Genomic DNA, 25,728 nt, shown 5'->3' with positions numbered 1-25,728 from the left:
GGAACCCTTCGATGACGTCGCTTTATTGGCCCTACTGGCTGGCTCATTACTACAGCTTCCTGGAAGTCGCGACCATTGCGGTCGCGGTGCTGATCCTGATCTCCAGCCTGGACGATCTGTTCATTGACCTGTGGTACTGGTCTCGCCGCCTGTTCCGCAAGTTCACCGTGGACCGCAAATACCGGCCACTGACCGCCCAGCAACTGCTGGACCGGGATGAACAGCCACTGGCGATCATGGTTCCAGCCTGGCTGGAATACGACGTCATCGCGCCGATGATCGAGAACATGGTGTCGACCCTCGACTACCAGAACTACGTGGTCTTCGTCGGCACTTACATCAACGACCAGCGCACCATCGATGAGGTGGAGCGCATGCGTCGGCGGTACAAGCAGTTGCACCGCGTGGAAGTCCCGCATGCCGGGCCGACCTGCAAGGCTGACTGCCTGAACTGGGTGATTCAGGCAATTTTCCTGCATGAAAAAACCCACGGCATGACCTTCGCCGGTGTCGTATTGCACGACAGCGAAGACGTGTTGCACCCGCTGGAACTGCGCCTGTTCAACTACCTGTTGCCCCGCAAGGACATGATCCAGCTGCCGGTCGTTTCCCTGGAACGCAACTGGTATGAATGGGTGGCCGGCACGTACATGGACGAGTTTGCCGAATGGCACGGCAAGGACCTGGTGGTACGCGAAAGCATGACCGATACCGTGCCCTCGGCCGGCGTCGGTACCTGCTTCTCGCACCGGGCCCTGAGAGTGCTGGCCGGGGAAACCCAGAACCAGCCGTTCAACACCGACAGCCTCACCGAGGACTACGACGTTGGCGCACGCCTGGCCAAGGTCGGCATGAACGCCATTTTCGTACGCTTCCCGGTGGAGTTCCGGGTGCTGCGCAAATCGTGGTTCCGCAAACCCTACGAATCAACCTTGAAGATGCCGCTGTGTGTGCGCGAGTTCTTCCCGGACACCTTTCGCACGGCGTTCCGCCAGAAAGCGCGCTGGACCCTGGGCATCGGCCTGCAAGGCTGGGAACAAATGGGCTGGAGCGGCTCGCTGGCCAATCGTTATCTGCTGTTTCGCGACCGCAAGGGCGTGGTCACAGCGTTTGTCAGCATCCTGGCCTACGTGATTCTCGTGCAACTGGTGGCGCTGATTATCCTGCGCCAGAGCGGGCTGTGGAACGTGAGCTTTCCAACGCCGTTCGAATCCAACGGCTGGATCAAGTACCTGTTGATTGCCAACGGCCTGGCCCTGGGCTGGCGCATCCTGCACCGCTGCTACTTCACGACGGTGCTGTATGGCTGGCAGCACGGTTTGCTCTCGCTGCCGCGTATGGTGGTGGGCAACTTCGTCAACTTCATGGCCGCCTCCCGGGCGTGGCGCATGTTCCTGGTGGGCAAGGCGCTCAATCGCAAGCTGGTCTGGGACAAGACCATGCACGATTTCCCGTCCACCGACCTGGTCGCCGCCGCACCGCGCAAGCTGGGCAGCGTGTTGCTGTCCTGGCAGGCCATCAACGACAGCAATCTGCAGACGGCACTGGACGAACAACAAACCCGCCACATGCCACTGGGCCGCATTTTGCTCAGCCACGGCTGGCTGGATGACGAAACCCTGGCTGAAGCCATCGCGTTCCAGAACGACCTTCCGCGGGTGTTCGATGTGGCCCACAAAGCCGACGCATCGCTGCTGGCCGACGAGTTCGCTTTGCGCTGGCGTGTTGTGCCGCTGGGGACCAACGAGGAAGGCCGTGCTCAGATCGCCGTCGCCAGCCCGCTGCCCGCTGAAGGCTTGCAACAGATCAGCGATGAGCTGGGCAGCGAGCCGGTGCAACTGATTGCCCGTGAAAGCGAGATCGTCGCGCAATTGCGCAACGTCAACGCGCTCGACGGCCAACCGGTGCCCAATGCCCGCGCGCCGATGCTGGGCGACCTGTTGATCGAAATGGGTCTGCTGGACCGCGCCGTGTTCAACCGCACCATGCTCAATTACCGCCCGCAGCACCACGGCCGCATCGGCGACTATCTGGTCGACAGCGGCGTGCTGCCTCGGGCCACCATCGAACAGGCCGTGGCCCGTCAGCACAGTCATTACCCAACGGAGCTTCCGGCATGAACCGCCCCTTCCTGACGCTCATGGCCACGGGGCTGACCCTTTTGCCTGCGCTGGTACATGGCGAAATTCTGCCGCTGCCGTTGACCGGTCCCGCTTACCAGGCGGCGAGTGAAGCCTACAGCGCCTACGACCGCAAGGACTACGACCTGGCCATCGCCAAGGCCCGCGAAGCCTTGCGTCAGCGGGCCGATGTCACCCGTCTGAACCGGCTGATCGTGCAGGCGCAACGAGACAAGGAACAACGCGACAACCCCAGGCGCTACCCGCAGTCGGTTTCGCGACAGGCCCCCGGTTTCAGTGCGGCGGCCCAGGCGTTCAAGGCCTACGATCGCGACAACTTCGGCGTCGCCGCGCAGTCCGCTCGCAAAGCCATCGCCCAGGCACCCAAGCGCATGGATTACCGTCTGCTGCTGATCGAATCCCTGCAACGCCAACAGCATTTGGAGGAAGCCGATCAGGCCACCACCGAAGCCCTGCGGGTTTTCCCGGATGACGACACGTTGCTGATGCGCCGCGAAGCCATTCGCCGCCAACTGGCCGCGCCACTGGCCATCGCCGGTTATCGCGCGCTGGAACAGGGCAACCTGCCGCTGGCCGTGGATCAGGCCCGCAAGGCCGTGGCCTGGGCACCGGAAATCGGCGCTCACCAGCAGTTGCTGGTCAGCGCGCTGATCGCGACCCAGGATTACCGCGCCGCCGAACTGGCCGCCACCGGCGCGCTGGCCCAGGACGATGGCGAAACCGCGCCGTGGATTCTGCGCAGCTACGCCCTGGATCGTCAGGGCAAGACCCAGGCGGCACAGGCCGACCTTGACCGGGCCCTGGCCATCGAAGGCTTGCTGGATTCTGAAGTGCGCGAGATTCGCTTTTTCGCCGCCGACCTGGCGCTGGCCAACAACGAGCCGCAACAGGCCCTGGATCAATTGCAAAAACTGCCCGCCGACACGGGCGGTGAAGTCGCCCGCCGTCGCGCCGCCGCTCAGGTCGCGTTGCGCCAGAAGGCCAATGGCCTGAAAACCGCGACGCGTTTTCCGGCCCCGGCCCTCAACTGCCAGGAAAGCGCATTCGGCCTGATCTGCGATATCTGGCCGGGCAACCAGCGCGATGGCGGCACGGATACGGCCGTGCAGGCTTACGCTGCGCTGGCCCGCAAGGACTCGGCTTCGGCGGCGGCCCTGGCCAGCGAAGCCATTCGCCGGGCGCCGCAGAACCCGGCGTATCGCAGCCTCTTGGTCAGCGCCCTGACCGACCAGAAGCGCCTGCCCGAAGCCATAGCTGCGGCCAGCGATGGCCTGCAAGCCAATGGTGACGACGCCCGTTTGCTGGCCCAGCGCGGTCGGTTGCGCCAGCAGACCGGAGACGATGCCGGTGCCCGCCAGGACTTCACCCAGGCCCTGGCCCTGGGCAGCCTGCCCACGTATGAAGAAGCCAGCCTCTATGCTGCCCTGGGCCAACGTCGCACGGCGCGGGAACGCCTTCAGGTCGCCCGCGACGCTGGCGAACTGGATGGCATGACCGATCTGCAAGTGGCTTACCTGTCGGTACAGGCCGGCGACGACGACAGCGCCCATGAGTCATTCCGCAAGGCTGACGCTGCCGCGCCTCTCGCGCCGACAGCGACTCAGGACGCGGCCTACAACGCAATGCGGGTCAGTGACGACGAACACGCTGTCGGCTATTTCAAGCGGGTTATCGACGCCAAAAATAGCGGCGAACTGGACATGACCGACCAGCAGGCGTTCGACACCCGCCGCGCCGTGGCCGATGTGTCGCGCACTTGGGGCCTGACCAGCACCACCAGTTATCGCGGCAACAGTTCCACCAGTGGCCTGAGCTCGGCGCCCAGCACTGGCAGCAATAATGGCAATAGCGGGAGCGGCAGTAGCAGCAACGACAGCCTGCAGAACAGCACCGAACTGTCGTGGCGTCCGTTGGGTTACCGCAACGCCCGTTTCGTCGAACTGTATGGCCGGGTCACCGACACGCTGTGGAGCAAGAACAGCGATTCGGACACCGGCCTGGATGCGCTGCAAGGCGCGTTGGGTGTGCGGGTCAAGCCGTTCACCTCGTTGAACGTCATGGCGGCCGTGGAACGCACCTTTCCTCTGGGATCTTCTGACGTCGACGGCGACTGGCTGTTGCGCCTGGGTTATGGCTCCAGCATCGGTACCGATTTGCGGGTTGATGTCCCCAGCTGGTGGACGTCGCAGTTGTTCGCCGAGACCGGTCATTACGTCAACGACTCGCGCAATTACATCAACAGCGAATGGCAGGGTGGTCGCAGCTACGCCATTGGCGGCGCCGGTTCGCGCTGGGTGACGTTCCCCCACGTGGTGGCCGCCTTCGACTACGACTCGAAGATGGACAGCGAAACCCGGGCCGATGGCAGCACCGAATACTCATCCGGCCATGCCGCCGGCATCGGCGTGGGCAACAACGTGCGCTACTGGTTCCGCGAAGACGCCTACAACGCGCCGCGCTCCTATGTAGATTTTTCGTTGCAATACCGAGTGAAAGTGTCTGGCGATGACCGCGCCAAAGGTGTTTTCGCTCGCCTGACTTACTCCTATTGAGGACGGATATGCACTCTCGTATGTATTGGCTGATGGGGCTCGGGCTGAGCCTGGGCATGGCGTCGACAGTGGCCCAGGCCGCGTCGGAAATCGCTCAACTCTACGCGCCGAAACTGCCGGAAGGCTCGGCCTGGGTGCGGGTCGTCAATCCTGTCGACGGCGCCGTACAAGTGAGCCTGGACCACAAGCCCGGTGTTGCCCTGTCTGCGCAGTCGGTGGTGGCCACTCCTTACCAGGTGGTGGACTCGCGGCAACCGCTGCGTCTTACGATCAACGAGCGTGAGATCAAGGGCCTGGACGTCCCGAAAAACGCCTTCGTCACGGTGATTCTGGACAGCGATCCGGCGGCCGCCCCCCGGGTGGTAATCGACCCGCAGCCGCGGGGCAAAGACTTGCGCGCCGAACTCAACGTCTACAACCTCAGCGCCGGCTGTCAAAAAGCCGAGATCAAGCTGGCCAACGGTTCCAGCGTGTTTAGCCAACTGCCGCTCGACGGCCAGGCCCAGCGCACCATCAATCCGGTGCAGGCGACCCTGATTGCCAGCTGCGATCAAAGCGCCAGCCTGCCGCTCAAGCTTGAGCCCTTCAAGGCCGGTGACCGTTACAGCCTGTTCCTGGTCGGCTCACGCCAGACCCCCCGCCTGATTGGCCTCGTAGACCAGACTGCCCCATGACCCTTTTAGTAAAACCTCGTCACATCCTCCGCCGCCCGCCGGTGTCCGGCCTGATCGCCGGGCTGCTGCTGAGCCTGTCCGGCGGAGCCGCCCACGCTGAGTCGGCTGTGATCACCGGGCAGGGCGGCTGGTTATTTCCCGCGTGGGAAAGCCTGAACAAAGTCGATAACCCAGGCACTGTGCGCAGCATCGCCCTGATCAAGGACGTCCAACAGCAACTTCAGCACGAGAACATCGCGCTGGTGGTGCTGGTGGTGCCGATGAAAGCGCCGTTCTACGCCCAGCGCCTGCCCGCCGACCAACCCTTGAGCCCGGCCGTGGCGCAGCGCTACGACCGTTTGCAAGGCGAACTGGCCAAGTCCGGCCTGACGACGCTGAACATCAAGCCGATACTGCAAGCCACCGAGCAAGGCAAGCAGACGGCGTTTTACCGCGCCGATTATCACTGGACCGCCTGGAGCGCCGAAAACACGGCCGACGCCACTGCGAAACTGATCACCGGACGCTATCGCCTGCAGGGTGAAGCCGGCGGCGGTGCCGTGCTGGGGGAATGGTTCGACAAGCGTGCCTTCGGCGATCTGGCCAGCAACTTCTTGCCGTCCATCAAGCGTAAAGCCATCGGCCGGGACATTTACACCGTGCGCCATCAGGTCGAGAAAGACCTGCTGATCGACGACGCCCCGGCACCTGTTCAGGTCATCGGCAACAGCTTCGTGCAGCCTTACCTTGGGTATACCCAGAAACTGTCCAATGCCCTGGACCGCCCGGTCACGCTGACCTGGAACCCCGGCGACGTCGGCCCGTGGGCGACGCTGCTGCAATACCTGGAATCACCGGACTTTGCGCAGCACAAGCCGCAAGTGATCGTATGGCAGTTCAACGAGGGCCAGTTTCATCTCGGCCCTGATGCCGCCGCCCAATGGAACGCCAAGGGTGTGACTTCGCTGAAACAGTGGCACCAGCGCATCACGAAGGCGCTTCCTTGAAGATTCTCCCAGGGGGGCTCGGGCGTACCACCCTAGGTGTCCTGCTGCTCGCAGCGACACTGGTCTCCGGCACCGCCATGTACGTCACTACGCAAAAACGGCTGGACCCCGGCATCGTTGGCATTGTCTGGCAGCCCGATAACAAAACCGTGGGCATCAAGGGGCATTGGGATCAGCTCGGCGCCAGGGAATTGCTGGTGCAATGGAACGTGGTCGACGATCAGGCTTTCGTGCCCGGGACCGGGCTGCCCAGCGTGCCGGTCCTGCCCGATTGGGCACGTATTGCCAAGGAGCCTTGGGCTCAGGATGTGATCCTCGGCCTGGCGGGATACTTCAGCGAAAACCGCTCCCGGGACAACATCGAGCAACTGGCCGCCGTCTCGGAGCGCATCGCCAAACTGCCGACGCCGCTGCACGTGACCGGCTATTACTTCCCGGCGGAAGTCGACCCCAGCTGGACCCGCGCCAGGGAGCTGCCCGCGCTGCTGGCCAAGCTTCCGCGTCCGTTGTGGATCAGCGTCTATGACGGCGCCAACATCGGCCCGGCCGCCACAGCCGACTGGCTCAAGCAATGGCTGCCAGACGACATCGGCGTGTTCTTTCAGGACGGCGTTGGCGTCTACGCCCGCACCGCACCGGTCGCCCGCACCTACGCCGACACCCTGCGTGAACGCTTGGGCAAGGACCGCGTGCGCATCATCGTCGAAGCCTTCCGCCCCAACTACGGCGGCGGCTTCCGCTCCGCAACGGCCGCCGAACTCAAACCGCAGCTGGCCGCCTATGACGGCTACCCGCTGTACCTGTTCGATGGTCCGCATTACGTGACGCCAGCGTTGGTGAAGGCGTTGGCGAAGTAATTATTGAAGTCATGTTTTCGCGAGTGGGACACGTCACCAGACGATAGGTTTGTCGTTCCAGTCCCAAAAGGTCCCGCTGTCGGCCGGCCCGTGTGCGCCGACCACCTCAAGAATGCGATCCGCCGAGAACGCCGGTTCAAACAGCTGGCCGTCAGGCACGTTCCCCTGGAAGGGCCGAGACAGCTCGGTATCAGTCGTGCCTGGGTGAATGGAGAGGACAGTCGAAGCAGGGTTCAGCCGCTTCAATTCGATACTGGCCGTGTGCAGCAACTGGTTGAGCGCCGCTTTGCTGGCTCTGTAGCTGTACCAGCCACCCAATCGGTTATCGCCGATAGAGCCAACCCTCGCCGAGAGCGCCGCGAAGGTAGCAGGGTGTTTGCGCAATAACGGAAGCAGGTGTTTAAGCAGCAGGATCGGCGCAAAGGTGTTGGTCGCAAAGCTCGCTTGCAGGCTCGCAAGGGTCAGTTGTGCCAGCCCCTTTTCGGCTTTGGCGCCGTCCTGATGAAGAATGCCCAGCGCACTGATAACGAGGTGCAGATGCTCGCATCCTGCAAGGTCATCGCTCACGAGCGCTTCCAGGGATTGCTCATTGCGCGCGTCGCAGTCGACGGGTTTCAGACGGTCTCCATATTGCGCTGCAAGCGCTGCCAGCTCAGGGGAAGTGCTGGCTGCCCGCGCTACTGCCCACACCTGAGCCACATCATCGCGAGCCAGCAACGCCGCGCACAGTGCCAGGCCGATACCTCGGCTGGCTCCGGCTATCAGGACGTGAGCTTCGCTGTTCAGTTCGGGTATTAAACGCATAAGGCACCTTGATGGGCGTGGCTGAAGTTCTGTTTATGACTTCGGGGGAGGGCATGACGTTCAGGTAGGCGGTTGCCGAGCAGCAGTGGCACGGCGAAGCAACCGTGTGCTGCACTAAAGTGCCGTGTTCATCGATTGGCTCTCTTTTTGGGTACTCATTGAGCGGATGCATCTGTATTGAACGTATTGAAAAAGAACAACCGAATGCTGTCCCAGACGCGTTTCCACCAACTGCCTGCTACTTCCTCTTTCAACGCAATCAACGGTCGCGTCACAAGTTTTTGCTCTCCGTCGTACATCGTCACGCTGCCGACGACAGTTCCCAAGGCAATGGGCGCAACCAGAGGCTGGTCGATGGTCAAGCGGGTTTCCACCTTGCGGTTCCTGCTCTTGGCCAGGGTGAGCGTGATTTCGTCGAGCACCCCCACCGGCATCGTGCGCGCTTCGCCTTTCCAGAGCATTGGGTTGGCCATGACCTCAGCGGCTTTGGCATAGGTCTGGGTGTCGAAGAAGCGGAATCCGTACGTCAGCAGCTTTTCGGCGTCGTTGGCCCGATTGGTTTTTGACGTGGACCCAAACACTGCGGTGATCAGTCGGCGACCGTCACGCACGGCTGAGGTCACCATGCAGTAACCGGCGGCTTCGGTATGACCGGTTTTCAGACCGTCAACCGAGCTGTCGCGCCAGAGCAGCAGGTTGCGGTTGGGTTGGCGGATGCCGTTCCAGGTGAAGTGCTTCTGCTTGTAGAGCGAGTAGTACGCGGATTCGTCGGTGATGATCGCGCGGGCAAGCCTGGCCATGTCACCCGCCGATGAGTAATGCTCAGGCGCCGGAAGGCCGGTAGGGTTCATGAAATGCGTGTCATCCAGCCCCAGGCGTTTGGCCGTGACATTCATCAGCCCCGCGAAGCTGTCTTCGCTGCCTGCGATGTGCTCCGAGAGCGCCACGCTGGCGTCATTTCCCGAGTCGATCACGATGCCGCGCAACAGGTCATGGACAGAGACCTGGCTGCGCGGATCCAGAAACATGCGCGAACCCTCGGTGTGCCATGCATGTTCGCTGATGGTCACCAGATCATCGGGCTTCAGTCGGCCTGCCTGGATCTCGTTGGTGGCCGCATAAACCGTCATCAGTTTGGTCAGGCTGGCGGGGGGCAGGTGCTCCTCGGCGTCATGGCTGGTGATGATATTGCCGCTGACGGCGTCCATGAGCACCCAGGACTTGGCGTTAAGCCGGGGAGGCGAGGGGGTCATCGGCCCTGAGGGTACGGGGGCGGCAAAGGACGACACCCCCTGCGCACAAATGAGTGTCAAAGCGAGGCGCAGTGTCAGGTGTTTCACAAGCGTGGAGCCTTGGTCTTCGAAAGGTTCGTCAACCTAGGTGGACTGCCTGCGACCCTCAAATTAAGCAGGGTTAATAATTGTTTAAGAAGCCCGTTGTGACGCCACTCAGCGGACAGTCGAGAACGACACGCGTACCACGGCCCTCATTGCCGGCCTTAATGCTCAAACCAAATCCGTGCAGGCGCGCGATGGCTGCGACCAGCGAGAGGCCCAGGCCGTTGCCGGGTTGCTGCCTTGTTGCATCGCCGCGATAAAGGCGTCGGGTGACATCCTTTCTTTCGTGGACCGGGATCCCGGGCCCGTTGTCGAGCACCTCGATAGTCAGGCTGTGTTTCGTGCGCCAGCAACTCAAGTGTATTTCGCCCCCGGCCTGAGTGAACTTGATCGCGTTGTCCATGAGGTTCACCAAGGCCTCGAACAGCAGGGAAACGTCACCTTGCAGGGCCGGATATTCCCCGCCAAGGCACAACATCAGCCGTTGGTTTTTTTCTTGCGCCAGCGGCTCATAAAATTCATGGGCCTGTTGCAGCAGCGCCTCCGGCTGAAATGCCTGAAACGCCGAGCGCCGCCGAGTATCTTCCAGCTCGGAGATGCGCAGCAGCCCCTGAAATCTCGACATGATCGACTCGCTCTCTTCCAGCGCCAGATTCAATGTCTGGGCGTGGGCGTCTTGCAGCGGCAGCTTTTGCAGTTGATACAAGCGAGCACGAAGCCGCGTCAGGGGCGTGCGCAAGTCGTGCGCTATGCCATCGCAAACGCTTTTGACTTCAAGCATCAATTGCTCGATGTGTTCGAGCATGGTGTTCACGGCGCTGGCCAGCATGTCGAGTTCATCCCGGCGAGGGGAAAGTGGAAGACGCTCGCGCAGGTTGCCTGAAACGATGCTTTCGGTACTGCGCTGCAGCCGTTCGACCCGGCGAATGGGTCGCCTGCGCAGCAATCGCCAGCCGATCAGACCGGGGATCAGCGTCAGTGACAGTCCCCAGAACAGCGCCTGCCCGATGATGCCGCCGACTGCCGAGATGGATCCGCCATCGCGGGCGAGAATCAGGATGCGTCCATCCGGCCGATTAAGCCTGAGCGCGTAACTGCTACGGGTTTCTTCGTTGGGCAAGGCGATGCTCAACCCGCGCTCCAGATAGTGCACGCGGCCATCGTCAGGCAAATTGGAGCGAAGCTTCAGCAGGTCGCCGGCGAGATGGTTACCACTGGCCTCGAACAGACCGTACGCGTCGATTCCCGGGGTGGAATACACCTCGCTCCCAGCCAGTTCATCCACCAGTGCCGCATCAGGGACCTTCTGGTAGTAATGGGCACGCTGCATCAACGTTCGTTCTGCCACCGTGCCCAGGTAGGCGGAAATTTCCCAATACAGCACGCCGGTGAAGGCGCCGCCCCATGCCACGAAGAACAGTGCATACAAACCGATCAGGCGGCTGTTGCTGGAGCGCCAGCGATCAGTTTTTTTCGACGAGAACATAACCTGATCCACGAATTGTCTGGATAGTCGGCGCGCCACTGCGTTCTATTTTTTTGCGCAGGCGGCCGATGTGCACATCGATGATGTTGGTGCCAGGGTCGAAGTGATAGCCCCACACTTCCTGGAACAACATGGTTCGCGTGACCAGTTGTCCCGCATTTCGCATCAGGTAGGTGAGCAGCTTGAACTCGGTAGGCAGGAGCACGACGGCTTCTTCGTACAGCGTGACGGAGTGCTCGATCAAGTTGACGTGAAGACGGCCAAACTCAAGACAGTGCCCGTGGTTGTCCAGGGAGGGACCGCGCAGCAAGACTTCCAGGCGCGCGATCATTTCCACCATGGAGAATGGTTTAGTGAGGTAGTCGTCACCCCCCGAGCGCAGACCGCGCACACGTTCGTCGACATCCGACAGCGCGCTGATCATCAGGACGGGGGTCTGTATCGCCAACTGGCGCAAAGTGCTGACAATGGTCAGCCCGTCGAAATCAGGCAGCATGCGGTCTAGCGTGATGACCTCATGGCCTCCGGCGATCGCCATTGCCAGGCCAGCGCGGCCGTTATCGGCCCACTGCGCACTGAATCCATGGGCCTCAAGTTCGGCGATGATGGCCTGCGCAGTGACTTCGTCATCCTCGATGACCAGTGCACGAATCATTCGGATCTCCAGGCTGAGAAGGGCGCTCATTCTAACGGCAGGTGCACCTTGGGCCGGTACACCCCACCGTGAAAGTAAATCTTTCTTAACACGGGTTAACGCGGGCCGGGGCAAAGGCTCCTTTAGCGTAGGGTCTTTTTCCAGACGAGGAACTGCTCGCCGTGCGCCTTCTATTCAAACCTTTCGTGTTGTCCTGTGCGTTGTTGAGTACGGGCGTCATCCACGCCGCCGATGCACCCAAAACGCTGCCAGTAACGCTCAAGGTCCTCAGCTCCAGTGGCTTCAAGGGGGCGATACTCGCCATCGCCCCCGAATACGAAAAAGCCAGTGGGGTGAAGCTGCAGGTAACGGTGGCTCAGGCAAGCGGCCCCGCGCCGCAGGCAATTGATAACCGTCTCGATCGCAAGGAAGAAGCCGACGTGGTGCTGACACTGGGTTCTTCCCTGGACACGCTGACCGCCCGCAATCAGGTCGACCCACTTACGCGGGTGGACCTGGGGAAATCATTCATTGCCATGGCGGTGCGCAAAGGCGCAGCACAGCCGGATATTGGCAGTATGAAAGCCTTTCGCGAGACGCTCCTGAACGCAGAATCGGTCGCCTATTCCGACAGCGCAAGCGGCCTTTATCTCTCCCATTGGTTGTTCCCGCACATGAAGCTCTACCCGCGATTCATGCTCAAGGGCAAGGTCGTGTCGGTTGAACCGGTGGGGGATGTCGTGGCCCGAGGCGAAGCAGAATTGGGGTTTCAGCAGTTGAGTGGGCTCACGCCGATTCAAGGCATCGACATCGTGGGCTTGATACCGGACAACGTGCAGCAGATGGTTCTGTACTCAGGTGCCGTTGTTAAAAACAGTGCCCATCCCACCGAAGCCAAGGCCTTGCTGGACTACATGGGATCGCAGAAGGGCCATGACGCCATAGAACGCAGCGGTTTGAAGCCAGTGCAGTGAATAGCCCGTTCGAACAGCGCTCAGCCGCATCATGGCCACTCGGGCTGGCTTTAAGATGAGGGGGGGCGGGCCCGGGATCACAGCACCTTGGAGGTCATGGCTTATTTGGGTAGTCTGACGATCGCATTGCGCTGATCTTTCAATGGGAAACCCACCGGTGATCAAACCTCTACTGCTGATCCGCCGTCGTTTCGCCTCCATGCGATGGCGCACCCGCGTCACGCTCTGGGCAGCGGCGACGCTTGCCGGGCTGCTTGTCGTACTGTTCGCCCGCATGGCCGACCTCGCACTGGCACAGTTTTCCTTGCACACCGCTGAGCGGCCCTGGCTGCCGTTCGTTTATACCCCGCTGGTGGGGATGCTGGTTGTGTGGCTCACCACCCGGTTCTTCGTCGGCGCCCAGGGCAGCGGCATTCCGCAAGTCATCGCAGCCACCCGGCTGGTGCATCAGGGCAAGCGTGTCGACAAACTGCTGTCACTGCGCATTGCGTTCGCCAAGATGAGTCTGGGCACGCTGGCGTTGACCGGCGGGTTTTCCGCAGGCCGTGAAGGCCCGTCGGTGCAGGTGGCGGCCTCGATCATGCATTTCTTTCACCGTTTTCTGCCCAACGCACGCATCGTTCGCGCCGAAGACCTGATTCTGGCAGGGGGAGCGGCTGGCATCGCTGCAGCGTTCAACACGCCGCTGGCCGGCATCGCCTTTGCGGTGGAGGAGTTGGGCCGCAAGCTCGAAACCCGAACCAGCGGTGTCCTGCTCAGCACCATCATTCTGTCGGGGATGGTCGCCATCGCCTTGCAGGGCAACTACAACTATTTCGGTCACTTCGATGTTCCGGACATCAGTGTCGATATCCTCGGGCCTGTCCTGGCGATCGGTATCGGCTGTGGATTGCTCGGCGGATTGTTCAGCCGGATGCTGCTGTGGCCCCAGCGTCATAGCGGTTTTGTCGTCTGGGAATGGCGCCGCCAGCACCCGGTATGGTTTGCCGGCGCCTGCGGGCTGATTGTTGCGATCCTGGGCTGGCTCAGCGGAGGGATGTCCTTCGGTAGCGGTTACGGCATTACCTCTCAGGTCATCGCCTCCGACATCGGCTTGCCCTGGCACGCGCCTGTCACGCGATTTCTCGCCACCGTGGTCACGTATTTTTCTGGTATTCCCGGCGGCATCTTTGCACCGTCCCTGGCAGTAGGGGCGGCAGTCGGCGCCAACGCCGCTGACCTTTTCGGTCTGGCTGCGCAGCCGATCATTGCCCTTTGCATGGTGGGTTTTCTGGCCGCTGTGACCCAGTCGCCGATCACGTCCGCGATCATCGTGATGGAAATGATCGACAGCCACGGCATGGTGATCAGCCTTATGGCGGTTGCGTTGATCGCCAAAGGCGTCAGCTCGAGAATGGGGCCTGAGTTGTACCAACAATTGGCACGAGGTTTTCTTCAGTCCTCGGCAGAGGATGACGTCACACGCAAGGTTGATCGCTAGGGCTTGCAGACTCTTTGTGGATAGGCGTCGCATCCGGGGTAAACGGCAATGACGCTGCCAGGTCCGCAGCCAGTGTGGCTGCACAGGTTAGCCCGCCGTCAATCGAACCCCGCATGACACCGAGGCCATAGCCAGCATTGACCCATGGGCGCCCGGGAATCGCGCCGCCCAATATCCGTGCTGCTTGCATTTGCGCCGTTTAAACCTCACTTCGAGTTTGCTGCAATTGAGAGACGATCGGAGCGGTGCGCTGTCCTGCGCACTCAACTGTTTTTAGTACTCGTCGGGTTCAATAAAGGTCGGGGTGCTCGATGTGAGTGCAATACAACCGATTCAGGCAACATGGATAACTGTCTAATAGCTCCTTTTGAACCAGGTCAACTGAAGTTACGACGAAGATGTTCTTGAATGGCGAGGCGTCGACATGCCGGCCATCTAAAGTAAAGGAATTGCTAAGATACGGGCATGATCACCCAAGTTCCATAAACTTCGATATGACCTTAGGGGCGCGAGCTTTAAACTCTTTGTCAAGCAAACCCAAGGTGTTAGTCAGAAAAACATACAGATCTCCGTCGAAATAATCTTCAACGAAAGATGTGTCTTGCCCAAATGGCGGATGCACATATTCTAGACCTTCTGGGGTCATATGGTTCTTGATGTAATGCTTAATCTGTCTTTTTAAAAAAAAGACATTCAATAAGTTGCGTTCGTCAATATATTCTTTAACTATTTGATCTAGGGTTAGTGGCGAGAATAGCGTTTTCTCATCGTCAGGTAAAAATTCACCGACACCATCGCCGACTTCATAAATGAAGTCTGTTATTAATCCGTATGCCATGGTTTTAGTCTCACAGTGATGGAAAAGCAGTGATTATAAAATAATGCATATGGTTGTATTTCACGCATTTAATTGCAATCGTGACCTTTGACATATTCACCGCAGTGTTGGGTACTTCTCTGGTCACACCCCAACCAACCGGCTTTTCTAAGGTCGTCGAGATCTCAAATCTTTTTTCTTTAAGAATCAGCCTGGCTTTGGACTGCATCAATATTTTGAGTCTGTTTCGTTGAAGTGCTTGACTGACCGCCCATTCGGCAGTTTCGAGATCATAGAATGTGGATGAGACGTGGACCTTTTTCGATGCGAATCGTGTTTTTAACTCATCAAGATTCTTACCCACATGCTTGAAGATCGTATGCCCACCGCCCAGCTTCTTTGAAGCTTGGAGTGGCTTTTCACTGGTGACAACAGATATCCGACCTGCTCTTACTGATGAGACTCGAAATGCGTTGTACAGCGAAGCAGTAGTAAGCGGAACTACAAATTCGGTAGCCCTTTATATGGTCACCGTCCAGCGAATCGCCTTCAACACCGTCGACCTTCATAAATGCATCAAATGCCATGCTTAGCTCCCTGCTTTCGTAAATTGTGGCGAGAACACTAACTGAATTCCTGCTTGAATTACCAGACTGCCCCGACCCTTACCAATGGCCGCCCAATGGACATACCCCCTAGCCTCGTCATCCACGAAACCACCCATTGGCTCATCAACCACCGCACGGACAGCCACCTCCCAGGCTACCTGATGCTTGTCGCCAAGCAGACAACAAACTCAATGGCAAACCTGCCAGCCCAAGCCCTAGCCGAGCTCGGTGTGTTGCAAGCCCAAATCCAGCAAGCCATCGAAACACGCCTGCACCCCAAACGCCTCTACATCGGCCGTTTCGGCCATGATGCGGGCCACGCCATTCATTTCCATTTCATCCCGATCTACCCATGGGTCGAAGCGCTGTTCTGGGCGGACGAACGCTACAGATCGCTGCAAACCTTCGGCTCGCTCCCTGACTGTTCAAACCAAACCGACGGGGCAGAACTGACCCTCTTCGTATGGCGAGAATTCTGTGAGCGTCCCGACCCACCGCCCATAGAAGGCCCATCAATTGAACAAGCCATCACCGTGCTGCGGCAAGCATTCGGAGCCAACACCTCGATGTGATGGCAGGGCCTATTTCCAGAAATCAGCCCCATAAGCGCTGGCGGCCAACCAGTCTCCGCCGACCTGAGAGCGCCAACCCACTCACCACAAAAAAACCAAAATCCTGCCCAAATGTGTGATCCCGCCCTCTCAGCATTCGTCATGAACCCTAACCCCTGCTGCCGTCAGGGGATCAACGCCAGGACCCTCCATGCAAACGCTGTTGAACGAGATTCTCGACGAAGTGCGTCCCTTGATCGGCCAGGGCAAGGTGGCTGACTACATTCCCGCACTGGCCGACGTGCCAGCGCAGCAATTGGGCATTGCCGTCTACGGTAACGATGGCACCTATTACTGCGCGGGCGACGCGCTTGAGCCGTTTTCGGTGCAGAGCATTTCCAAGGTGTTCAGCCTGGTTCAGGCGATCGGCCATTCCGGTGAAGGCATTTGGGAGCGCCTGGGTCATGAGCCGTCGGGCCAGCCGTTCAATTCGCTGGTGCAACTGGAGTTCGAGCGCGGACGCCCGCGTAACCCTTTTATCAATGCCGGGGCTTTGGTGATCTGCGACATCAACCAGTCGCGGTTCGCGGCACCGACCTTGTCCATGCGCGATTTCGTGCGGCGGCTGTCGGGCAACCCTCAGGTATTGATCGATGCCCGTGTGGCGGATTCCGAATATCAATTCCGCGCACGTAACGCGGCGATGGCCTACCTGATGCAGTCCTTCGGCAACTTCCATAACGAGGTCGAGACCGTGCTGCGCAGTTATTTCAGTTGCTGCGCGCTGAGGATGAGCTGCCTCGATCTGGCCCGGGCGTTCTGCTTTCTGGCGAACAACGGGTTCTGCAAACACAGCGGTGAGCAGATCCTCACGCCGCGCCAGACCCAGCAAGTGAACTCGATCATGGCCACCAGCGGGCTGTATGACGAAGCCGGCAATTTTGCCTATCGCGTGGGGTTGCCGGGCAAGAGCGGGGTAGGGGGCGGAATCGTGGCGATCGTGCCGGGGCAGTTCACCGTATGCGTGTGGTCGCCGGAGTTGAACGCTGCAGGGAATTCGCTCGCCGGAATGGCGGCGTTGGAGTTGCTGAGTTCGCGGATTGGTTGGTCTGTTTTCTGACAATGGCCGTAGTTGTTTCATGAATCATTCTGGAGAGTGGCAAGTGTGCGCGCGTTGGTCGCCTTTCTGATAAAACCTGAATCGAGCCGTGTAGAGATCCAAGGGATAGCCGATACACTGCCACTTTAGCCCTGTCCAGTTCGAACCAGTCTGCGGGATGTTGATGCCGTGGAGATGTCGGGAGATCCGTTTGACTACTGTTCCAGTCGACCCTAGCGGCGATGAGCGCCTGTCTCATGTACTGAATGCCAGTGAGCGGCTGGTAATGGCGGAGTCCGTGGACGAGGTCGTCGCCGTGCTGCGAGACGTGGCGCGCGCCACGCTCGGCGCGGAGGGCATTGCCGTTGTGATTCGGGACGAAGGGCGATGTTCTTACATAGCCGAAGATGCGGTCTCTGCGCTCTGGCAGGGCCAGACCTTCGCGGCCGATCACTGCGTTTCCGGGTGGGTCATGCGTCGCGGCGAGACGATTGCGATCAGCGACATTCGGCTCGATCCACGCATCCCGCAGGACATCTATTCGCCGACGTTCGTGCGTAGCCTCATCATGGCGCCTATCGGTCGGCCTGTGCCGGTCGCGGCGCTGGGCGCCTATTGGTCGCAGGTCCGCCGTCACGATGACGACACGGTCAAGCGTCTGGAAAGTCTGGCGCGGCTGGCAACGATCGCCATCGAGAATGCGCGCCTGACCCAGGCCCGCAATCGCGCGGCGGCACTCGGGGCCGCCCAGAACCGTATCCTTGAGCTGGCCGTTGAAGAAACGCCGCTGAATGTCGCGCTGGACGCAATCGTCCGCGAGGTGGAGGCGCTGTCGCCGTCTCGTTTCCTGGGCTGCATCCTGCTGCTGAACGAGGAGGGCAGTCAGCTGCAGCATTGCGCCGGACCGGGCCTGCCCCTTCCGTTTATCAACGCGGTCGAACGCATCAATGTCGGCGCAGGTGCAGGTTCTGGCAGTACCGTGGCGACCCCGAATCCGCGGGCGGCGGTTTCCGACATCACAAACGACCCGCAGTGGGCCGAGTTACGGGCGCTGGCCGTCGGACACGGCTTGCACGTCTGCGGGTCCATCCCGATCCGGTCGGCCCAGGGCGCCATGCTCGGCACTTTTGTCATGTACCACGCCGAGCTGCGCGAGCCGTTACCGGCGGATATCGAGATCGGTGATTTCGTGGTCAAAACGGTGGGACTGGTCGTGCACCGTGCGCGCGCCGAGTCCGCCATCCGCAGCAGCGAGGCGCGCTACCGCCAGATAGTGGAGGGCGCAGAGGACTTCGCGATCATCACGTTCGATGCGCGGGGCACGATTACCGGTTGGAACATCGGCGCCCAGCGCATCGTCGGTTACCGCGCCGAGGAAGTCATGGGCCGCGACGGCGATCTCTTCTACACCGATTCTGAGCAGATCGAACGAGTGTTTCAGGGCGAGCTCGAACGCGCGAGGGCGCAGGGGCGGGCCGTCAATGAGCGTTGGCACGTTCATAAAAACGGTGCGCGCTTCTGGGGATCGGGACTGATGATGCCGCTGGCCATGGATCAGGGCGGTTTCGTGAAAATCTTCCGCGACTGCACGGCCGAGCATCAGGCGCAAGCGGCGCTGCAAGACAGCGCGGCGCGGCTGAGTTTTTTTGATGAGCTGGACAGCCGCCTTTTCAGTATCCGCCGGGCCGAAGACGCGATGCTCGCCGCGACCGAGTTGCTCGGCCGCAGGCTCAACGTGTCGCGCTGCGCCTACGCGGATGTCGACATCGATCATGACCGCTTCTGGATTCGCAGCGACTACAACGCGGCTGGCATTCAGAGCTCGGTCGGCACCTACAGCCTCGATCTTTTCGGCCCGCGGACGGCGGCTGACATGCGCGAAGGCCGAACCCTGATTGTGCGCGACGCCGTTGCAGAACTCGGTCCCGGCGAAGGCCTGGAGACCTTTCGCGGGATTGGCATCGACGCGATCATCTGCTGCCCGCTGGTCAAGAATGGCCGGCTGACAGCCATGATGGCGGTTCATCAGGATCAGCCTCGCGACTGGTTGCCCTCTGAGGTCCTGCTGGTCAGGGAAGTCGTCGAGCGCTGCTGGGCGCATGTCGAGCGGGTGGGCGCCGAGATGCGCATGCGCGAGAGCGAAGAGCGTCTGCGCCTTGCCGTCGAACACGCCGATATCGGTTTCTGGGACGTGGACATCGTGCACGACGCGCTGATCTGGCCGCCCAGAACCAAAGCCATGTTCGGCATCCAGGCTGATGTGCCGGTCACGATTCAAGACTTTTATGACGGCTTGCATCCCGAGGATCGAGACGCAACGATCAAGGCATTCACGTCGGCCAGCGATCCTGAACGCCGCGCCCTTTATGACGTCGACTACCGCACCGTCGGCAGGGACGACGGTGTGATTCGCTGGGTGGCCGCCAAGGGGCGGGGCGTGTTCGACGCGGCCGGCCGCTGCCTGCGCGTCACTGGCACGGTGGTTGAAGTGACCGCCCGCAAAGACGCCGAGGAGGGCCTGCGCGAACTCAACGCCACGCTGGAAGGACGGATTGCCAAGGCCATCGCCGAGCGGGAAGAGGTCCAGGAGGCGCTGCGCCAGAGTCAGAAGATGGAAGCCATGGGACAGCTGACCGGCGGCGTGGCCCATGACTTCAATAATTTGCTCACCCCGATCGTCGGCACCCTCGACATGCTCCAGCGTCGAGGCGTGGGCGGCGAACGTGAACAGCGGCTGATTTCCGGCGCCGTGCAATCGGCTGATCGCGCAAAGACGCTGGTGCAGCGTTTGCTTGCCTTCGCGCGCCGTCAGCCGTTGCAGCCGGTGTCGGTCGACGTGGCGAAACTGGTGAACGGCATGGGCGATCTCGTCGCCAGCACCACCGGACCGCAAATCCGCGTCGTCGTCGATGCGCCGGCTGATCTGCCTGCCGCGATCGCGGACCCGAACCAGCTGGAGATGGCGCTTCTGAACCTCTCCGTGAACGCACGTGACGCCATGCTCGAAGGCGGCACGATGAGGATCTCGGCGAGCGCCGAATGGGTGTGCACCGGACACCGGTCCAGGCTGCCGACCGGCGATTACCTCTGTCTGTCCGTTGCGGACACCGGCATTGGCATGGATGCGTCCACGCTTGCCCGGGCGGTGGAACCGTTCTTCTCCACCAAGGGCGTCGGTAAAGGCACGGGGCTGGGGCTGTCGATGGTGCATGGCCTGGCATCTCAGCTGAACGGCGCGCTGACGATCCAGAGCTCGCCGGGGCTCGGCACGAACGTGGAGCTGTGGCTGCCGCGGAGCATGACCGTGCCGGCGGCGGCTTTGCGCATCGACGAGGCCCCGGAGCGCCGTTCGCTGCGCGGGACTGCGCTGCTGGTCGACGATGAAGAACTGGTGCGCGCCAGCACCTCATACATGCTGGCCGGTCTAGGCTATCGCGTGATCGAAGCCTCTTCCGGCGAGGAAGCCTTGCAACTGCTGAGCACCGGGCAGCGAGTCGATCTGATCGTGACCGACCACCTCATGCCGGGCATCAGTGGTACCGACCTGGCCAGACGCGTCCGAAACGCCCGGCCAGGGACCCCGATTTTGCTCGTCTCAGGATATGCCGAGCATGAAGGGCTTGATCCGGATTTGCCACGCCTGACCAAGCCGTTCCGCGAGAGCGACCTGGCGGCGAGTCTTGCTCAGCTTGGGAGGACGAGTTGATAGGCGTGGCGAGCCCAGTAGATGTGGGGTGAGACCCATCTCACAACCCTGCAACACTTCAGCAGCCCCTCACTTCTCTGTCATCATTCCCTCATCGCCTCAAACTGAGGGCATGCCATGTCTATCGGACAACTGAAGATCAACGCCATCCATCTCGTCGGTGGCGCAGCGGTGCTGGATTACCTCAATACCTGTGACGGCGGTCGGCCGGGCACGGGGGCGCGGGAGGTTGTCGACGCGCTGAGCAATCTGGAGGACATCGTCCACTGGTTCCGCCATGCCGGGCTGATCGACGATCAGGAGCATCAGCACTTCGTCGCGCTGGTGCGGCGTTCTTCCTGGCGCACAGTGACGGCGTTTCAACAGTTGATCGATTTCCGCGAAGCGCTGTATCGGTTGTTGCAGCCCATGGCGCTGGACCACGATGCCGACCCGGGCAGCCTTGATGCGTTGAATCAGGCGCTCGCCGACACCGCCGACCAGCGCCTGCTGGTGTTGACGCCACCGGGTGTGATCTGGCGCTGGCGTGTCGGTGACGACCTGGGTTCGATGACGGCCGGGTTTATCGGTCGTCTCGCGGTGCAGGCGGCGACGCTGCTCACCTCCGGCGACACGGCCCGGCTCAAGGCCTGTGCCGCGCCGGATTGCGACTGGCTGTTTCTCGATACGTCGAAAAACGGTCGCCGCCGCTGGTGCCGTATGAATGTCTGCGGCGCGCGGGAAAAGGTCAAAAGGGCCATGGTCGACTCCTGAGCGCAAGCGGTGTTTGAGGCTGCGGCAATCTGCGCCGTAACGGCGGCAAAAAGCCAGGGAACCTGCCACGTTCTCAAGCTTCTTATCTCTAGTTCAGAAGTGTCGGGGCAGGTGCCGCGGCAGGACATCAGAGAGCACAGGCATGGGCGACATTCGTATCGGCATTTCAGGCTGGCGTTACACGCCATGGCGCGGGGATTTCTATCCCATCGGCCTGACGCAGAAAAACGAGTTGAAATTCGCCTCAAGAGCCGTGAACAGCATCGAAATCAATGGCTCGTTCTACTCGCTGCAGTCGCCTGACCTTTATGCGCGCTGGTACGACCACACGCCGAAAGGCTTCGTCTTCAGCGTCAAGGGCCCGCGCTACATCACCCATGTCCGCCGCCTCAAGGAAATCGACGAGCCCGTCGCCAACTTTTTCGCCTCCGGCGTTTTTCAGCTCAAAGAAAAGCTGGGGCCAATCCTCTGGCAGTTCGCGCCCAACTTCAAATTCGACGCCGAGCGTTTCGAGCATTTTCTGAAGCTGTTGCCCCACAACGGTAAAGCCGCGAAGGCCTGCGCCAGCCAATGCGCCGAGCGTTTGCAGCAGCCGGGTTATCTGGACATTCCGGCGCGGCTGAAACTGCGCCACGCCGTTGAAATCCGCCATGAAAGCTTTCTGGTACCTGAGTTTGTCGCGCTGCTGCGCAAATACAAGGTAGCGCTGGTGGTCGCTGACACCGCCGGCAAGTGGCCCCACGTTGAAGACCTCGCCACTGATTTCGTCTACGTGCGCCTGCATGGCGACAAAGAACTGTACGCCAGCGGTTATTCCGAAGAGGCGATCAGGCATTGGGGCAACCGCATCGATGCCTGGCAGCGGGGCGCGCAGCCCGAGGATGCTCAACTGATCGTGGACAAAGCCCCCCGAGCGCGGAAGTCCCGCGACGTTTATTGCTATTTCGATAACGACATCAAGGTCCGCGCCCCCTACGACGCGCGCCGGTTGCTTGAGCGTTTCAATCTCACTGAAAACCTGGAAGTTGCGCCAGGCGATTTGCATGGAGCCACGTTGTGACCAGTGCCCTGATTCCCGAAGACCTCAATGGCCGACGACACAATGCGTCGGCGTCAGTCACGCTCAACGTGTTGACCATGAACATGCACATGGGCTTCGGTTTCCTCAACAAGCGCTTTATCCTGCCCGAGCTGCGCGACGCGGTGCGCACGGTGTCGGCCGATATCGTGTTTTTGCAAGAAGTCCACGGCGAACATCAGGACCACGCGCAGAACGTGAAGAACTGGCCGACCACGTCGCAGTACGAATTTCTCGCCGACAGCATGTGGAAGGATTTCGCCTACGGCCGCAATGCCGTGTATCCCCATGGTCACCACGGTAATGCGTTGCTGTCCAAATACCCCATCATTCGTCACGAAAACCTCGACATTTCCATCCATGGCACCGAAGAACGGGGCCTGCTGCATTGCGTGCTGGATGTGCCGCATTTCGGCGAGCTGCACGCGGTGTGTGTGCACCTGGGCTTGAAAGAAGGGCACCGACAGCAGCAACTGAAGTTGATCGCGGATCTGGTGGGCCGCTTGCCTGCCGACGCGCCGGTGATCGTGGCGGGGGACTTTAACGATTGGCGGCAGAAGGCCGATAGCGTGTTGAATCCTGCCGGGCTGCGCGAAGTCTTTGTTGAATCATTTGGTGCGCCGGCGAAAAGCTTCCCGGCGCGCTTTCCGTTGTTGCGCCTGGACCGCATTTACGTGCGCAACGCGCACATCCGGTCGCCCAGGGTGATGTCGAATCGTCCCTGGTCGCACCTTTCCGATCATGCGCCGTTGGCGGTGGAGGTAACGCTATGAGGGGTATGAAAGCGATGGGCGCCATGTGTGGCCTTTGGCGGGATGGCAACTCGGTGGAGTTGTTGATTAATGGCGAAGACTTTTTCGCCCGGGTGTTCGACGCCATCCGGGCGGCGCGCGAAGAAGTGTTGATCGAAACCTTCATCATCTTCGAAGACCGCGTCGGTGAGGGTTTGCAGCAGGCCGTGATCGAAGCGGCCAGCCGTGGCGTCCGTGTGGTCATCACGGTGGACGACTACGGCACCAGCGACCTGAGCACAGCTTTTGTCAGCAAAATGATCGAAGCCGGCGTGCAGATTCAGCTGTTCGACCCGCGCCCTAAACTGATGGGCATGCGCACCAACCTGTTCCGGCGCCTGCACCGCAAAGTGGTGGTGATCGATGGCGAGACGTCGTTCATGGGCGGCATCAACTACAGCGTTGACCACATGGCCGACACCGGCATCACTGCCAAACAGGACTACGCCGTGCTCGTGCGCGGGCCGATCGTCGCGGACATCTATCGCTCGACCCTGGGCATGCTCGGCCCCGCCGTGCGCAAGACCTTCACGCCGCTCAAGCCGGTGACGCGTCAGGCCGGCAGCGCACGGATGTTGCTTGCTGAGCGCGATAACCGTCATCACACCACCGACATCGAAGAGCAATACCTGCTGGCGATGCGCAACGCGACTCAGCGCATCACCATCGCCAACGCGTACTTCTTTCCCAGCTACCGGTTCCTGCGTGAACTGCGCAACGCGGCCCGTCGCGGGGTGAAGGTCACGCTGATCCTCCAGGGCAAGCCGGACATGCCGTTCGTGCGCGTGTGCTCGCGCCTGACCTACACCTGGCTGCTGCGCGAAGGCGTGATCATCCATGAATACAAACAACGGGCGCTGCACGGCAAAGTCGCGTTGATCGACCACGAGTGGTCAACCGTCGGCTCCAGCAACCTCGACCCGCTGAGCCTGGCGCTAAATCTGGAAGCCAACCTGTTCATCCGCGACCACGCCTTGAACCAGCGCTTGCACGAACACCTGCGCGACCTCGCCATGACTCACAGCAAACAGGTCAACCTCAAGGGCCTGGCGAAAGGGCAGTGGTGGCGCGCGCCGATGATTTTCCTCAGCTTCCACTTCCTGCGGCACTTCCCGGCAATCGCCGGCCTGTTCCCGGTCCACGGCCCGCGCCTGAAACCCGTGCGCGCCCCGGAAACCCTGCCGGAAGCCGCTGCGATCAAAAACGAGCTGCCGGCCGAACAGGAGAAATCCCTATGACCGGTGTCTCTCAAGCCTCTACCCACGAGCAGAAGTCGGACGACGCGGGGAAGCATCGTCCCTGGCTGAAATGGGCCAAGCGCGCCTTCACGCTGTTCTTCTTCATCGCCGTGCCGGTGCTTCTTTTCACGCTGATGAAAAACCTCGACTGGAACGAGGTGATGCACGCGCTGGAGTCCTACAAGCTCAGTACCCTGGCGCTGGGTTTTGTCATCGCCGCAGGCAGCTACCTGACCTACTGCTGCTTCGACGTCCTGGCCCGGCGCTATACCGAACACAAGTTGGCGGTGAAACAGATCATTCCGGTGACCTTCGTTTGCTACGCGTTCAACCTCAACCTGAGTTCCTGGGTCGGCGGCATCGCGCTTCGCTACCGCCTGTATTCGCGGCTAGGCCTGGACGTGCCGACCATCACCCGCATCCTCAGCCTGAGCCTGATCACCAACTGGCTGGGCTACATGCTGCTGGCCGGGTTTGTGTTCGCGGGTGACTTCGTCGACTTGCCCGAAGGCTGGAAGATCGGCGACACCACGCTGCAACTGATCGGCTTTGTCCTGCTGGCGGTCTGCCTGGCGTACTTTCTGGCCTGCCGCTTTTCCAGAAAACGCACCTGGACCGTTCGCAAGCAACAGTTTGTGCTGCCCTCGCTCAACCAGGCGATGCGCCAAGCCCTGCTGGGCGCGCTGAACTGGGGGCTGATGGCGCTGCTGATCTACGTGCTGCTGCCGGAAAAAGCCTTCTACCCGGCCGTGCTCGGGATCCTGCTCATCAGCAGCATCGCCGGCGTCATCGCCCACATCCCTGCTGGGTTAGGCGTGCTTGAGACGGTGTTCATCACATTGATGCAACACCAATTCAGCAAAGGCCAACTGCTGGCCGCGTTGATTGGCTATCGGGTGATCTACTTCCTCATCCCGCTGATGATTGCGCTGGTGGTTTACGTTGTGTTGGAAAAGCGGGCGAAGGCCATGCGTAGCCGGAATGAAGGGCAGTTGTAGGTAAAGACGGGTGACGCGTGGGGAGGGAGCACGGGGACAGATTGCAGGTCGGGGACAGATTAATTTACGGTGAAGCGTTGTAAATAAATCAGTCCCCTTCAAACAGAGTCCCCTTCAAACATTGCGCAATCGCCAGCGCCTGAACTGGCCTCTTCCCGGCTGAA

21 protein-coding genes and 1 pseudogene are annotated in these 25,728 nt (G+C 60.8%); 15 read left to right on the top strand and 7 right to left on the bottom strand.

Annotated features, from left to right (window positions below):
- The first annotated feature begins 11 nt into the window (after positions 1 to 11).
- The 5 genes from ACYAR8_RS24285 to ACYAR8_RS24265 all read left to right on the top strand — a co-directional run bounded on the left by ACYAR8_RS24285 (position 12) and on the right by ACYAR8_RS24265 (position 7,210).
- Entirely contained in the window at positions 12 to 2,120 is a 2,109-nt protein-coding gene (locus ACYAR8_RS24285) for a glycosyl transferase family protein (RefSeq protein ID WP_463581290.1), read from the top strand.
- Positions 2,117 to 4,693, top strand: a complete 2,577-nt coding sequence (locus ACYAR8_RS24280) for an NfrA family protein (protein ID WP_463581289.1) — start codon at positions 2,117 to 2,119, stop codon at positions 4,691 to 4,693. The genes ACYAR8_RS24285 and ACYAR8_RS24280 overlap by 4 nt, the downstream gene beginning before the upstream one ends.
- 8 nt (positions 4,694 to 4,701) lie before the next feature.
- Positions 4,702 to 5,367, top strand: a complete 666-nt coding sequence (locus tag ACYAR8_RS24275) for an alginate O-acetyltransferase AlgF (RefSeq protein ID WP_463581288.1) — start codon at positions 4,702 to 4,704, stop codon at positions 5,365 to 5,367.
- Positions 5,364 to 6,353 carry an alginate O-acetyltransferase AlgX-related protein gene (locus ACYAR8_RS24270; protein WP_463581287.1) on the top strand — a complete coding sequence of 330 codons (990 nt, stop codon included), beginning with the start codon at positions 5,364 to 5,366 and terminating at the stop codon, positions 6,351 to 6,353. The genes ACYAR8_RS24275 and ACYAR8_RS24270 overlap by 4 nt, the downstream gene beginning before the upstream one ends.
- Positions 6,354 to 6,430: 77 nt before the next feature.
- The gene (locus tag ACYAR8_RS24265; protein ID WP_463581332.1) at positions 6,431 to 7,210 is read left to right on the top strand and encodes an alpha-amylase family protein; all 780 of its coding nucleotides are present in this window, start codon (positions 6,431 to 6,433) and stop codon (positions 7,208 to 7,210) included.
- Between the two features lie 33 nt (positions 7,211 to 7,243).
- On the opposite strand, the gene ACYAR8_RS24260 is transcribed toward ACYAR8_RS24265, so the two are convergent.
- From ACYAR8_RS24260 to ACYAR8_RS24245, 4 genes are all read right to left on the bottom strand, one after another.
- Positions 7,244 to 8,014 (bottom strand): SDR family NAD(P)-dependent oxidoreductase, encoded by a 771-nt coding sequence (locus tag ACYAR8_RS24260; RefSeq protein ID WP_074891158.1) that lies wholly within the window; start codon positions 8,012 to 8,014, stop codon positions 7,244 to 7,246.
- Positions 8,015 to 8,169: 155 nt separating this feature from the next.
- A complete protein-coding gene (locus tag ACYAR8_RS24255) occupies positions 8,170 to 9,354 on the bottom strand; it encodes a D-alanyl-D-alanine carboxypeptidase family protein (protein WP_463581286.1) in 1,185 nt (394 codons plus the stop codon).
- A gap of 73 nt (positions 9,355 to 9,427) precedes the next feature.
- Complete coding sequence (locus tag ACYAR8_RS24250; protein ID WP_463581285.1) at positions 9,428 to 10,837, bottom strand: sensor histidine kinase; 1,410 nt, start codon at positions 10,835 to 10,837, stop codon at positions 9,428 to 9,430.
- Complete coding sequence (locus tag ACYAR8_RS24245; protein WP_074891153.1) at positions 10,815 to 11,492, bottom strand: response regulator transcription factor; 678 nt, start codon at positions 11,490 to 11,492, stop codon at positions 10,815 to 10,817. The genes ACYAR8_RS24250 and ACYAR8_RS24245 overlap by 23 nt, the downstream gene beginning before the upstream one ends.
- A gap of 161 nt (positions 11,493 to 11,653) precedes the next feature.
- On the opposite strand from ACYAR8_RS24245, the gene ACYAR8_RS24240 reads away from it, so the two are divergent.
- Together ACYAR8_RS24240 and ACYAR8_RS24235 are read left to right on the top strand one after the other, a co-directional pair.
- Positions 11,654 to 12,445 carry a substrate-binding domain-containing protein gene (locus ACYAR8_RS24240; RefSeq protein ID WP_463581284.1) on the top strand — a complete coding sequence of 264 codons (792 nt, stop codon included), beginning with the start codon at positions 11,654 to 11,656 and terminating at the stop codon, positions 12,443 to 12,445.
- Positions 12,446 to 12,602: 157 nt separating this feature from the next.
- Positions 12,603 to 13,925, top strand: coding sequence for a chloride channel protein (locus ACYAR8_RS24235; RefSeq protein WP_463581283.1), 1,323 nt, complete (start codon positions 12,603 to 12,605; stop codon positions 13,923 to 13,925).
- Between the two features lie 5 nt (positions 13,926 to 13,930).
- Here ACYAR8_RS24235 and ACYAR8_RS24230 read toward each other — a convergent pair.
- The 3 genes and pseudogenes from ACYAR8_RS24230 to ACYAR8_RS24220 all read right to left on the bottom strand — a co-directional run.
- Positions 13,931 to 14,118 (bottom strand): annotated as a pseudogene (locus tag ACYAR8_RS24230) (serine hydrolase); the annotation flags it as partial.
- A gap of 276 nt (positions 14,119 to 14,394) precedes the next feature.
- A complete protein-coding gene (locus ACYAR8_RS24225) occupies positions 14,395 to 14,763 on the bottom strand; it encodes a hypothetical protein (protein ID WP_463581282.1) in 369 nt (122 codons plus the stop codon).
- Between the two features lie 10 nt (positions 14,764 to 14,773).
- Positions 14,774 to 15,118: an RNase A-like domain-containing protein gene (locus ACYAR8_RS24220; RefSeq protein WP_463581331.1), complete on the bottom strand. Its 345-nt coding sequence runs from the start codon at positions 15,116 to 15,118 to the stop codon at positions 14,774 to 14,776.
- A gap of 306 nt (positions 15,119 to 15,424) precedes the next feature.
- Here ACYAR8_RS24220 and ACYAR8_RS24215 point away from each other — a divergent pair, with 306 nt between their 5' ends.
- From ACYAR8_RS24215 to ACYAR8_RS24180, 8 genes are all read left to right on the top strand, one after another.
- Positions 15,425 to 15,922, top strand: coding sequence for an HIT family protein (locus ACYAR8_RS24215; RefSeq protein WP_463581281.1), 498 nt, complete (start codon positions 15,425 to 15,427; stop codon positions 15,920 to 15,922).
- 190 nt (positions 15,923 to 16,112) lie between these two features.
- Positions 16,113 to 17,021, top strand: coding sequence for a glutaminase B (gene glsB, locus ACYAR8_RS24210; protein ID WP_463581280.1), 909 nt, complete (start codon positions 16,113 to 16,115; stop codon positions 17,019 to 17,021).
- Between the two features lie 277 nt (positions 17,022 to 17,298).
- Positions 17,299 to 20,706: a PAS domain S-box protein gene (locus ACYAR8_RS24205; protein WP_463581279.1), complete on the top strand. Its 3,408-nt coding sequence runs from the start codon at positions 17,299 to 17,301 to the stop codon at positions 20,704 to 20,706.
- Positions 20,707 to 20,823: 117 nt separating this feature from the next.
- Positions 20,824 to 21,459 (top strand): CGNR zinc finger domain-containing protein, encoded by a 636-nt coding sequence (locus tag ACYAR8_RS24200; RefSeq protein ID WP_463581278.1) that lies wholly within the window; start codon positions 20,824 to 20,826, stop codon positions 21,457 to 21,459.
- Positions 21,460 to 21,601: 142 nt separating this feature from the next.
- Entirely contained in the window at positions 21,602 to 22,519 is a 918-nt protein-coding gene (locus ACYAR8_RS24195) for a DUF72 domain-containing protein (RefSeq protein ID WP_463581277.1), read from the top strand.
- A complete protein-coding gene (locus ACYAR8_RS24190) occupies positions 22,516 to 23,310 on the top strand; it encodes an endonuclease/exonuclease/phosphatase family protein (protein ID WP_463581276.1) in 795 nt (264 codons plus the stop codon). Before ACYAR8_RS24195 ends, ACYAR8_RS24190 begins: the two co-directional genes overlap by 4 nt.
- Before the next feature lie 14 nt (positions 23,311 to 23,324).
- A complete protein-coding gene (gene clsB / locus ACYAR8_RS24185) occupies positions 23,325 to 24,566 on the top strand; it encodes a cardiolipin synthase ClsB (RefSeq protein WP_108121469.1) in 1,242 nt (413 codons plus the stop codon).
- Positions 24,563 to 25,564: a lysylphosphatidylglycerol synthase domain-containing protein gene (locus tag ACYAR8_RS24180; RefSeq protein ID WP_074891140.1), complete on the top strand. Its 1,002-nt coding sequence runs from the start codon at positions 24,563 to 24,565 to the stop codon at positions 25,562 to 25,564. Before clsB ends, ACYAR8_RS24180 begins: the two co-directional genes overlap by 4 nt.
- Positions 25,565 to 25,728: the final 164 nt, after the last annotated feature.

The organism is Pseudomonas sp. HP_01, assembly GCF_055284355.1.
This window is presented reverse-complemented; position numbering and strand designations above follow the sequence as displayed.

Coding starts and splice junctions, on each gene's coding strand:
- ACYAR8_RS24285 (WP_463581290.1), top strand. CDS start 12: ATGACGTCGCTTTATTGGCCCTACTGGCTGGCTCATTACTACAGCTTC.
- ACYAR8_RS24280 (WP_463581289.1), top strand. CDS start 2,117: ATGAACCGCCCCTTCCTGACGCTCATGGCCACGGGGCTGACCCTTTTG.
- ACYAR8_RS24275 (WP_463581288.1), top strand. CDS start 4,702: ATGCACTCTCGTATGTATTGGCTGATGGGGCTCGGGCTGAGCCTGGGC.
- ACYAR8_RS24270 (WP_463581287.1), top strand. CDS start 5,364: ATGACCCTTTTAGTAAAACCTCGTCACATCCTCCGCCGCCCGCCGGTG.
- ACYAR8_RS24265 (WP_463581332.1), top strand. CDS start 6,431: ATGTACGTCACTACGCAAAAACGGCTGGACCCCGGCATCGTTGGCATT.
- ACYAR8_RS24260 (WP_074891158.1), bottom strand. CDS start 8,014: ATGCGTTTAATACCCGAACTGAACAGCGAAGCTCACGTCCTGATAGCC.
- ACYAR8_RS24250 (WP_463581285.1), bottom strand. CDS start 10,837: ATGTTCTCGTCGAAAAAAACTGATCGCTGGCGCTCCAGCAACAGCCGC.
- ACYAR8_RS24245 (WP_074891153.1), bottom strand. CDS start 11,492: ATGATTCGTGCACTGGTCATCGAGGATGACGAAGTCACTGCGCAGGCC.
- ACYAR8_RS24225 (WP_463581282.1), bottom strand. CDS start 14,763: ATGGCATACGGATTAATAACAGACTTCATTTATGAAGTCGGCGATGGT.
- ACYAR8_RS24215 (WP_463581281.1), top strand. CDS start 15,425: ATGGACATACCCCCTAGCCTCGTCATCCACGAAACCACCCATTGGCTC.
- glsB (WP_463581280.1), top strand. CDS start 16,113: ATGCAAACGCTGTTGAACGAGATTCTCGACGAAGTGCGTCCCTTGATC.
- ACYAR8_RS24200 (WP_463581278.1), top strand. CDS start 20,824: ATGTCTATCGGACAACTGAAGATCAACGCCATCCATCTCGTCGGTGGC.
- ACYAR8_RS24195 (WP_463581277.1), top strand. CDS start 21,602: ATGGGCGACATTCGTATCGGCATTTCAGGCTGGCGTTACACGCCATGG.
- clsB (WP_108121469.1), top strand. CDS start 23,325: ATGGGCGCCATGTGTGGCCTTTGGCGGGATGGCAACTCGGTGGAGTTG.
- ACYAR8_RS24180 (WP_074891140.1), top strand. CDS start 24,563: ATGACCGGTGTCTCTCAAGCCTCTACCCACGAGCAGAAGTCGGACGAC.